Source organism: Bradyrhizobium sp. GCM10028915 (assembly GCF_042666195.1).
Lineage (GTDB): Bacteria > Pseudomonadota > Alphaproteobacteria > Rhizobiales > Xanthobacteraceae > Bradyrhizobium > Bradyrhizobium canariense_D.
Genome location: NZ_JBHTFN010000030.1, coordinates 1 through 9,945, shown reverse-complemented (window position 1 = coordinate 9,945; position 9,945 = coordinate 1). Strand labels below are relative to the sequence as shown.

The following is a 9,945-nucleotide window of genomic DNA, read 5'->3' as shown; positions in this document are numbered from 1 at the left end:
CGGCGCATCGACAATCTCTGGGTAGGCATCAGGCTTCCTCATTGGCTGAATGAGAAACCCGTAGCCCGGTTGAGTTGTCGGCCGAAGCGTCCGGCACCGCCAACTGGTGCTCACGATCGCCTGAAATCGCTGCTCACGATCCTCTGAAATCGTTGCTCACCATGCGGTGAAATCCGGTGCTCACGATCCCGCGAAACACGCAGGTTATGACCGGCTGACCGAAGTCGCTCGACCGCAGGGGCCATGGACACTCGTGCATTGCTGGAGCCATTTGCGGCGGCGCTTCGTCAAACTGGCCCGCACCGCAAGAGCAAATCGCCGATCGCCGAGGCCGCCGTTCGGCACATCGCACAGCTTTACGCCATCGAAGCCATGGTCCGCGGCTCATCGCCGGACATCCGGCTGGCCGCGCGCAGGGAGCACTCGCTGCCCATGGTCGCCGCGTTAAAGCCTTAGTTCGAGAAACAGCTGTCGATGATCTCCAGTGGCTCGACGCTCGCCGAGGACATCCGCTACGCGCTCAATCATTGGCAGGGGCTGACCCGCTTCCTCGAAGACGGGCGCCTCGAGCTCGACACGAACCCGGTCGAGAACGCCATCCGGCCAGTAAATGCTCTCTTCGCCGGGCATGAGGTCGGGGCTGAAAATTGGGCCTTGCTTGCGTCGCTCGTCGCCACCTGCAAGCTCAACGACGTCAACCCGGCCGCCTACATCGCCGAAACACTCGAGGCCATTATCGATGGCCATCCCCATAGCAGAATCGAAGACCTCATGCCGTGGCGATTCCGCAAAGCGGTCAAGCCTGCGTCCATAGGGTGACGGCTAAGCGCTTACGATCGAAGCCGGTGCCGTAGCGTCTGAGGGTCTGAGGTGACGCGGGCGGCCGGGATTCATGTGAGCCAATTGTTTCGCTGGCGGCAGCAACTGTGCGGGCCAGCGCGCGAGACGCCGGGGTTTGCGCCGGCGGCTGTTGTACCAGATGCGGCGGCTTCGAGCATGATCGAGGTCGAGTTCGCGAGCGGAACCCGCATACGGTACGGATCGCAGGCGCGGCCGATCCGGCAACGGTCTCGGCGATCATCAAGACGCTGGCCAGGGACACGGGACGGCGATGATCCCTGTCCCGAGCGGCGTACAGGTCCGGCTTGCCACAGGTCACACCGATATGCGCAAGGATTTTGACGGCCTGGCGCTACTGGTCAGGAGACGCTGCATCGCAATCCGCACAACGGCAACCTGTTCGTGTTCCGCGGTCGGCGTGGCTCGCTGATCAAGGTGTTGTGGCACGACGGACAAGGCATGTGCCTTTACGCCAAGCGGCTGGAGCGCGGCCGCTTCGTTTGGCCCTCGACGGCTCCGCGCGAAGGCTCCGAGCAGACGGCGACGATCACGCCGGCGCAGCTGGGGATACCTGTTCAAGGCATCGGCCGGCGGCCGCCGCAACGGACGTGGCGCCTGCAGGCCGCGGGCTGAACGCGACATTGTGAATCGGTGGGCGATCGAAGCCGCTGCGCAACATGGTCGACCTCAAGCGAGGTACTAACCAGCGCGCTCAGTGCTTTGAGACGATCGTGGTCTGGTTCAGTAAAGAGGAAACGAGATGTGCGACGGCCGCACGGTAGCCTAGGCTACCTACCGCACGGCTCCGCCCAACGCGACGAGCCTTGAGCGTGCTAGCGGCCCCGCGATCAGGTCATACGAACACTGAATGTGAGTCAATCGAGACGGTGGCAGTCACGATCCAGCTTGGCCGGAAATCAGATTGACGTAGTGCTCCATCTCCTTCAAGCCGCCTACTCCGTTGGTCTCGGCGGCGATGTGCTGTCGTAGTTTTTCGATGCGCATCAGTTTCTTGTCACCGCGGTAGAAGATGCTTCGGAAGACCGGGACGACCTCGCATTTCCCGATGTAAGTACGATTTGTGCCATCTATCTGGCCTTTGGCCAACTCGATATCCAAAATTATACTCAGAATGAGATGTGGTGCCGTACACCAATCCCAAGTCAAGCTTCCCAAGGAGTACGCAATGGTGGCCACACGGTTCGGATCCCTTTGTGTTCTGTAATATTCGACCGGCTGAATCACGTGCGGGTGATGTCCAAGCAGTAGATCGACACCCTCCTCAACCAATGCATGGGCGGCCTCAATTTGTGAAAGTCTAGGAAAAAACTCATGCTCGAAACCCCAATGGACGGACGCCACGATGAAGTCACTGCCTTGCTCCTTGCAATCTCTGATCTGTGATTTAAGAAGCTCCAAGTCAGCTGGCACGTGTTTCGAGACGAGCCTTGAAACATGGACTCGATGGCCATGACCGTCCGGCAGTTGGCGGCCATTAAGACCAAAAGTGGCCGACACAAACCCTATCTTGATTCCTTGTTTGGTAAGAAGCCGACCTTTGCCATACTCTTCGGCACGTCGCGGTGCGCCAATATCTAGAATTCCGTTCTGCGAGCAGATATCTTTGGTGGCATGGAGCCCTTCAATGCCCAGGTCAAGTGAATGATTGTTCGCCAGGTTGAGTACTGAAAAGTGCCTCCCCAGATGCTGCGTCAGCGCCGAATATTGGGCGGCCGAGCAACACATCGTGGCTGAACGGCCGTCTCCTATAGCATCCCTGACGACAGCTTCTTCTGCCACAGGAGACTCATAGTTGCCGAACGATATGTCTTTCCCAAAAACAACATCCTCAACGCCGTCGAAGAGTAGGTCCTTGGAGTATTCTAGTCCATTGGCCTGGATCAAGTCTCCAACCGCGCTCATGGTCACTGATTTGCTCTTTTCGAACCGATCAGGCAGTTTGACGATCGAACTATCATTCAAAAAGAGCGCATCAGAGACCTCCTTTGAAGTTCGCGTAATGGGATTAGCGCACTTGTAAAACCAGTACGCGCGATCAATGTCATTCATTTCTGCCCCGTCCGTGGCGGCACCCTCGAGCGGATGATCCCACCAGCCGAATAGCTTGGCCTTCCGAATAGTCTCCAAAACTTCGGGACTCGCGCGAAAAATGTCGATAGCGGTGCGTGGAAGTTTTTGGAGCATAGCTTAGGTCTCCGGATCGGTTTGAGAGGGTTGGTCGTTCTAGGGGGAACCTGTGCGCGATGGACTTGCGATTGGGTTGGACTAGGAGGATTGATTGTCTCTGCGGAAGAATTTGGCTGCTTCTATTAACGCAGCAACTTGAGAGAGGCTGCAGGAGCCTACGAATATGGGGCGTTAGGTCGTTAAGCATCACGAGCCAGCTCGATCGATACGTACCTTAGGACGTCGCCTGGATGAGCTCGATAGGACGATGCATGCTCGGTATCATCGAGAGGAGCGACGCGGTGTAAGGATGTCGCGGATGATTAAACACGTCTTCCGCCTCCCCAATTTCACAGACTTGCCCCTTTTGCAGCACCGTGACTCTGTCGCACATTTGACGAACCACAGGCAGATCGTGACTGATAAACAGCATCGTCAGCGATAGCTTTTCTTGAAGGTCTTTCAGAAGATTCAAGATTTGGGCCTGAATTGAGACGTCCAATGCCGACGTCGGTTCATCACAAATCAGAAAGCTCGGACGGCTAGCCAAGGCACGGGCGATTGAAATGCGTTGCCGTTGGCCGCCTGAAAACGCATGCGGATATCGGCGGGCCGCGCTTGCTTCCAACCCGACAGCGTTCAGGAGTTCCAACATTAATGGTTCTGCCAGTTGCCTATTATTTGCGAGTCCAAAGTGAATCATTGGCTCCATGATTATGTCTGCCACCCGCATATGCGAGTTTAGAGACGAGTATGGGTCTTGGAACACCATCTGAGTCTGGCGGCGGATATGTTGGCGCTCCTCGAACGTCGCGGCGTAGACATCCTTTCCATTGAAAAGCAGTTCACCGGTGTTCGGAGGGTTAAGGCCAGCGACAATCCTGGCGATCGTGCTTTTCCCGGACCCGGATTCGCCGACAAGCCCCATCACCTCTCCGCGGCGGATGCATAGGCTCACATTGTCCAATGCTTTGAATGCCTCGTGCGTCACGCTTCCAAACAGCCGCGGAACTCCAAAAACCCGATTGACTCGGCGCAGCTCCACAAGTGTATCAGCACCTCCAGAGCCGTGCTGCGAGTTAGATTCCAGCAACCACTTCATGGCGGCATCGATATTCCTACCGATCCCAGCGACCGGAAAACGACTAAGCTTCACGTCACCACGCGGAACGACCGACAGCAACGCTTGGCTGTATTCGTGACGTGGACGACTAAGTACTGTCGACGTCCTTCCTAGCTCAACGACTTCCCCTGACTTCATTACCGCGACACGGTCGGTGACTTGGGAAATAACTCCCATGTTGTGGGTAATGAGCATCACCGCTACCCGACGTTCACGAGCCAAGTTCTGAATTAATTTCAAAATCTGTGCCTGTACGGTCACGTCGAGTGCAGTCGTCGGCTCGTCCGCGATGATTAGTTCGGGTTGCGAGCAGAGGGCGAGCGCGATGACCGCGCGCTGTCGCATGCCGCCCGAAAATTCATGCGGCCAGTTCTTCACTCGTTGGGCGGGTTCAGGGATTCCAACGGCCTCCAACTGACGCACCGCCTCGGCTCGCGCTTCAGCCCGTGACAGAGCCCGATGGGCTCGGATCGTATCAACCAGTTGCCTCTCAATCGTGAAGAGTGGATTGAGGCTGGTCAATGGATCCTGGAAAATGGTCGAGATGCGTCTTCCTCGCAACGCCTGCATAGCTGTGACGTCTCGCGCAGCGATGATGTCGCCGGAAAGCCGAAGTTCGCCCGCGGTAATTAGTCCTGGAGCCTGGAGCAAGCCGGTGATCGCCGCCCCGACGGTCGATTTGCCTGCGCCGGACTCGCCGACAATCCCAAGTATTTCGCCAGGTGCTATCTCGAGGCTGACATCGCGGACGGCATGAAGCGTGCCATGACGGCTTGGAAAGTCGACGCAGAGCCCGCGAATTGAAAGAACGGGAGGGCCGGATGTCATGTTCAAACGCCCCTCGGGTTCAGCACATCCCTCAACCAGTCCCCCAGAACATTGATTGCGAGCGCAAGCATCAGGAGTGTTGCGGCAGGAAAAAATAGAATCCACCACTCCCCCGCGAACAGAAAGTCCTGACCGCTGCGTATCAACGTTCCCAGAGAGGGCTGCGTGGCAGGCAGGCCCGCGCCGAGATAGGACAAAGTGGCTTCTGTAATGATGGAAAGCGCAAGCGAGATTGTTGCGATAACGAGAATGGGACGGCGCACGTTTGGAAGGATGTGCCGCAGAAGCATCGTGCGCGTGGGCAGCCCGATCATTAGCGCAGCTTGGACATATTCGCGCTGCTTTTCCACCATGACGGCGCCGCGCACCGTGCGTGCGTAGGTGACCCATCCGGAAATTCCAATGGCCAAAATGACCATGTAGATCGCGAGTGTATCGCGAACTCCGGGAGCCAAAAGCGTTCGAGACAAGCCCGAAATCAACAGAGCAATGAAGATCGCAGGGATAGACAACTGAACGTCTGCAATACGCATGATTGCCGCGTCGGTACGCCCGCCGAAATACCCTGATATCAGACCTAGTGTGACGCCGATCGACATGGACAACAGGACAGCGACAAGGGCCACCAGAAGGGAAACTCGCGTTCCGTAAAGAGTCGCTGAGAGAACATCGCGACCCTGGTCGTCTGCGCCAAAAGCGTAAAAATGCCCGCTAGGAGCGTTTGCGCTCCACGGGGGTGTGTTTGCCGATAAGAGGTCGAATGTGCGCGGGTCGAGAATATTCTGGGGAGCCAGCAGAGGGGCGCCCAAGGCAGCAGCAATGAGGATTAGCAGGACCAACGTCGAGAAAAGTGCCCCGGGAGAGCGCAAGTAGGAGTGACCGATATCTGAACCGAACAGCACCGCAAACTTTCTGGTCAATCTCTTCATTTGATGCCCCCTACCGCGCGCAAACGAGGGTCTAAGAGGTAGTAGATGCAATCCACCACCATATTGATGGCAACAAAAATAAACGACACAATGAGAAGGTATGTTGCCATGATCGGCACATCTGAAAATCGAATCGAATTGATGAAGAGCAGCCCGACGCCGGGCCACTGGAACACCGTCTCCGTTACTACCGCGAACGCGATAATCGATCCTAACTGCAGGCCTGCAACCGTGACCACCGGGACCATGGTGTTCTTCAATGCATACGAGAAATAGATGAGCCGCTTAGGTAAGCCCCGCGCTCTCGCGAACCGAATGTAGTCGGAGTGCATAACTTCAAGCATTTCAGCGCGAACCAGTCGCAGGATCAGCGTAAGCTGGTAAGCTGCCAGTGAAACTGCCGGCAGGAGAATGGCCTTCCAACCGCTTTTGGTCAGTAATCCAGTTGTCCACCAGCCGAACTTTACTGTGTCGCCACGCCCGAATGAGGGCAGCCACCCAAGTTTAATCGAAAAGACATAGATCAGGCCGATGCCGATCAGAAAGTTAGGTAGCGATACCGCAATCAGCGAGCCAGTCATGCTCATCCGAGACAGTGTGGAGCTCGGGCGCAACGCCGTCATCACCCCGAGCGCAATGCCTGCCGACATCGCGAAGAAAAACGACAGTAGCGCTAGTTCGAGTGTCGCAGGCAGCCGTTCAAGGATTAGATCCAACACCGGCCGTCCCACGCGAGTGGAAATGCCAAAATCACCCTGAAGTGCAGAGCCGACGAACCGGAGGAATTGGATGTAAAAGGGACGGTCGAAACCCAGTTCGGCCGCCAAGCGTGCGCGGTCCTGCGCGCTGGCCTCCTGCCCCAGCATGTTCTGCAGCGGATCACCGATAAAATGAAAGGCGGCGAAGGACAGGAAGGCCGTGACCAGCATCACCGGAAAAACAGACGCCAGTCTGCGCAGGAAGAAGCCAGTCATTTATCTACCTTGACGTTCTTTACATAGATCATGTTGCCGACGTGTGATGTGACGTGAATCTTGCTCTGCATTGCACGCGCTAACATTTGCGCGTGAATCGGAAGATAGAAACACTCGTCCTGGACGACCTTCCAGATTTCAGCGACGGTGGCGTTGTACTTATCAATGCTGGCCTCCGAGCTAAGCGAATCAATTTTCGCGTCGATCTCTGGGTTCTTGAAATTAACCCCAGCCCAAGTGCCCCGAGAGTGAACAAGGTTTTCAAAAAAGATTTGAGAATTGAACCCACCCCAAGTCATCAGGTAGAAGTCGGTCTTCCGGTGAAGAACCAGTGGCCAGACTGCGGCGGAGGGCTGGACGTCCAGGCGTACAGTTATGCCAATCTTCGCCAGCATCGCCACCAGCGCCTCACAGATGCGTTCATCGCTAACCATGCCATCGTTGGTGCAATTAAGGGTTACAGAAAAACCATCGCCGTAGCCCGCTTCCATCATGAGCTGCCGCGCATTTGCGACGTCGAACTTCGGCATTCTTCCCAATTCTTGAGTAAAGCCGCTGACGGATGGCGGAAGGATCGTCCCAAGCGGGATGGACTGACCCCGCATGATCGTCTTCTGGATGGCTTGACGATCAATAGACATATTCATGGCTTGACGGACCCGCTTATCCGCGAAGGGATTCCCCTTCACGTTTCCGCTTGTAAGTTTATCCTCCCCCATGTTGACGCCAAGAAAAACAGTACGGGATTCAGGGCCCTTAACTACTCGCAGATCGGGGTTCTGTTCGAGGCGCGAAACATCCTGGGGAGGAACGTCTTGCAGAAAATTGACCTGGCCGCTGATCAAGGCGGATACGCGTGTCGCGTCCGACTGGATAGGGGTATAGATAATTCGATCGATGCTCAGCGGGAATTGACCGATACCCCAGTACTTATCATATGCCACCAGTTCTGTCCGGCGATCGGACTCGCGGCTGACGAGCCGGTATGCGCCCGTGCCGTTTTCATGGCGCGCCGCATAGTTCTCTTTCTTCGCCATATAGTCCTGCGGGGCCACGGAATCGTTCTTCTGGGCCCAAGCTTCGTTCATTATCAAGACGGCAGTCAGATTCTCCGCCATCAGGAGGCTAGGGGCCTTGGTCTTGATCTGCACGGTATCGGCATCCCTTGCGACGACGGACTCGATCGCTTTTACGTATGTGCGTATGTTCGACGTCGGCGCCATGGCTCGTCGCATCGAAAATACAACGTCTTCTGCCGTGAAAGGAGCTCCGTCGTGGAAGGTGACGTTCTGGCGAAGCTTGAACTCCCATATGTCAGGCCGTTCGGGGAGCATGTGCCATTCTGTCGCCAGCACACCGATGAGCTTGCCATCATCGTCTCGTGACACGAGGGGCTCATAGATCTGCTGATTAAACGTATAGGTGGTGCCCTCGTTATACGCATGCGGGTCAAGCGTTTGAACATCTAAACGGCGAGCCCATTTCAGCGTTTCCGCATTCGCGGAAGAAGCAATCGCAAGCAGCGCCGCCGCGCCCACGAAGGGTGCAAAGCGCACGCTCCCACGACGCGCCATATATTTGAGCATTGACATTTCCTTCCCCTGGACAGCTGATTGGGACAAAATCTGTGTGGGTCGAGCCTTTTTTGTTTTGCTGCAGTTTGCCCGTTTGGTGTCGGTCGTCGTCCGCGAATTCAAGCAGATTTTTGCAGAGATTATGCAAACTTCGCCGCAATGACGCCGGATCTCGGTGTAGCCAGCGGCTAGCGCGTCTCTCCCGGTCGTAACCCACCTCTAGGCCCGGGGCGAAAGGCGACTAGCTGTCGCTCGGCAGCTAATTATGGCAGGCCGAACCTTGCCGCTTCAAGGAAGTCCCGCAGGTGGATGCTGAATGCGGCCGGTTCGTGTGGCTCTCGGAATCCCCGCGCGAGGGCGCCGATCCGCGGCAGAGGTGGAGCAAGACGTACGGGAGAAGTTCCCTTGGAAAGAATGCGTTCCGCTTTTCGGGACCCCGTGGCGCCATTGGTCGAGTCGGTAAGTGCGACACCTGAACCAGCGGCAAGTAAGCGCCTCGTATCATGGAGCCGAGCCTGCACGCCAACGCTGCGACTACGCCGAAGACGCGAGCCTACGTCCAGCGCAGTAAGAGGGTCAGTCGCGGAATTGGCGGCCGAGCTCGGAGTCGGCGAGACCTCGATCCGGCGTTGGGGGCCGCAGCGCCGTAGCCGACCGGCCGCATGCGCCAAAGTCCCCGCGCGGCCCGGCCTGACGGCGGTGGAGGAGCGGCTGGTCTGTGGACTACGGCCATTCTGCGCCGATAGGTTGTTCTGCATCAATTTTCGTTGTGGTTCAGCCCCAACGGCAAGAAGTCCGTCGGTGTTTCCAATATTTTTTACCGGATGAGGCTGCCCATCGGGCGGCAATCGCCTCTGTCCTCTTTCGCCGCCACGGCGCGTCAGATCGGCTCTTCCGCCGGTTGCTTTCTACAGCATTCGCGCACGGCGCTCTGCGCCCATCAAGGCTAAGGTCCAACGCGCTCGGTCGCGTAAAGTGCCTTCGCGGTAGAGATCGCACCCCGCGGATCATCGATCAGCGCCGGCAGCTCGTTCCCGCCCAGGTGTCGCCGCCCCTTATCGATCAATTCCAGCGCAAGGCGCCGCAGCCTGGCTGCAATCCAGCGCTGATGGATGAACTTCGCCCAAAAACCCCGCGGCCCGAATGTATCTTGCCGTGCCTGCGGGGTTGCTATGCCCGAGCGAGCCGAGAGCGGGCCAACGATGGATTTCCAGCAGGGCTGGACGTCTGTGGAGGGGGATCGTCGCGAATTCGGGAACGGGAAACTGAGGCATGGCGCAGAAATTCGTGATCACGATGATGCTGCACGAGACGAACACGGTCTCGCCGCTGCCCACACCAATCGAGGCCCTTTTGCGCGTGGTGCTCCTGTGATCGGCGGCGACGGCAGCCACGCCGACGCCTATCCCGTTGGAGGCAGGAAGTCGAAGCGCGGCTTGCCCTGGACCGAGCATGTGCTGGTACGGGGCGAAGTGTTCATCGGAAGCCAC

General features: G+C 57.3%; 7 protein-coding genes and 1 pseudogene. 3 read left to right on the top strand and 5 right to left on the bottom strand.

The window, feature by feature from the left end:
- Positions 1 to 243 precede the first annotated feature (243 nt).
- The 3 genes and pseudogenes from ACFQX9_RS16695 to tnpB form a co-directional block, all read left to right on the top strand.
- Positions 244 to 585, top strand: a pseudogene (locus tag ACFQX9_RS16695) (transposase); the annotation flags it as partial.
- A 69-nt stretch (positions 586 to 654) separates the two neighbouring features.
- On the top strand, positions 655 to 819 hold the full coding sequence (locus ACFQX9_RS16690; RefSeq protein WP_377789601.1) for a transposase domain-containing protein: 165 nt from the start codon (positions 655 to 657) through the stop codon (positions 817 to 819).
- Between the two features lie 423 nt (positions 820 to 1,242).
- A complete protein-coding gene (gene tnpB / locus ACFQX9_RS16685) occupies positions 1,243 to 1,473 on the top strand; it encodes an IS66 family insertion sequence element accessory protein TnpB (protein ID WP_377789597.1) in 231 nt (76 codons plus the stop codon).
- A gap of 261 nt (positions 1,474 to 1,734) precedes the next feature.
- Here tnpB and ACFQX9_RS16680 read toward each other — a convergent pair whose 3' ends face one another.
- The 5 genes from ACFQX9_RS16680 to ACFQX9_RS16660 all read right to left on the bottom strand — a co-directional run bounded on the left by ACFQX9_RS16680 (position 1,735) and on the right by ACFQX9_RS16660 (position 8,467).
- On the bottom strand, positions 1,735 to 3,045 hold the full coding sequence (locus tag ACFQX9_RS16680; protein ID WP_377789595.1) for a CapA family protein: 1,311 nt from the start codon (positions 3,043 to 3,045) through the stop codon (positions 1,735 to 1,737).
- Positions 3,046 to 3,262: 217 nt separating this feature from the next.
- Positions 3,263 to 4,978, bottom strand: coding sequence for a dipeptide ABC transporter ATP-binding protein (locus ACFQX9_RS16675; protein WP_377789599.1), 1,716 nt, complete (start codon positions 4,976 to 4,978; stop codon positions 3,263 to 3,265).
- A 2-nt stretch (positions 4,979 to 4,980) separates the two neighbouring features.
- Positions 4,981 to 5,907 carry an ABC transporter permease gene (locus tag ACFQX9_RS16670; RefSeq protein ID WP_377789593.1) on the bottom strand — a complete coding sequence of 309 codons (927 nt, stop codon included), beginning with the start codon at positions 5,905 to 5,907 and terminating at the stop codon, positions 4,981 to 4,983.
- Positions 5,904 to 6,881 carry an ABC transporter permease gene (locus ACFQX9_RS16665; protein ID WP_377789591.1) on the bottom strand — a complete coding sequence of 326 codons (978 nt, stop codon included), beginning with the start codon at positions 6,879 to 6,881 and terminating at the stop codon, positions 5,904 to 5,906. Before ACFQX9_RS16665 ends, ACFQX9_RS16670 begins: the two co-directional genes overlap by 4 nt.
- Entirely contained in the window at positions 6,878 to 8,467 is a 1,590-nt protein-coding gene (locus tag ACFQX9_RS16660; protein WP_377789589.1) for an ABC transporter substrate-binding protein, read from the bottom strand. Before ACFQX9_RS16660 ends, ACFQX9_RS16665 begins: the two co-directional genes overlap by 4 nt.
- Positions 8,468 to 9,945 lie beyond the last annotated feature (1,478 nt).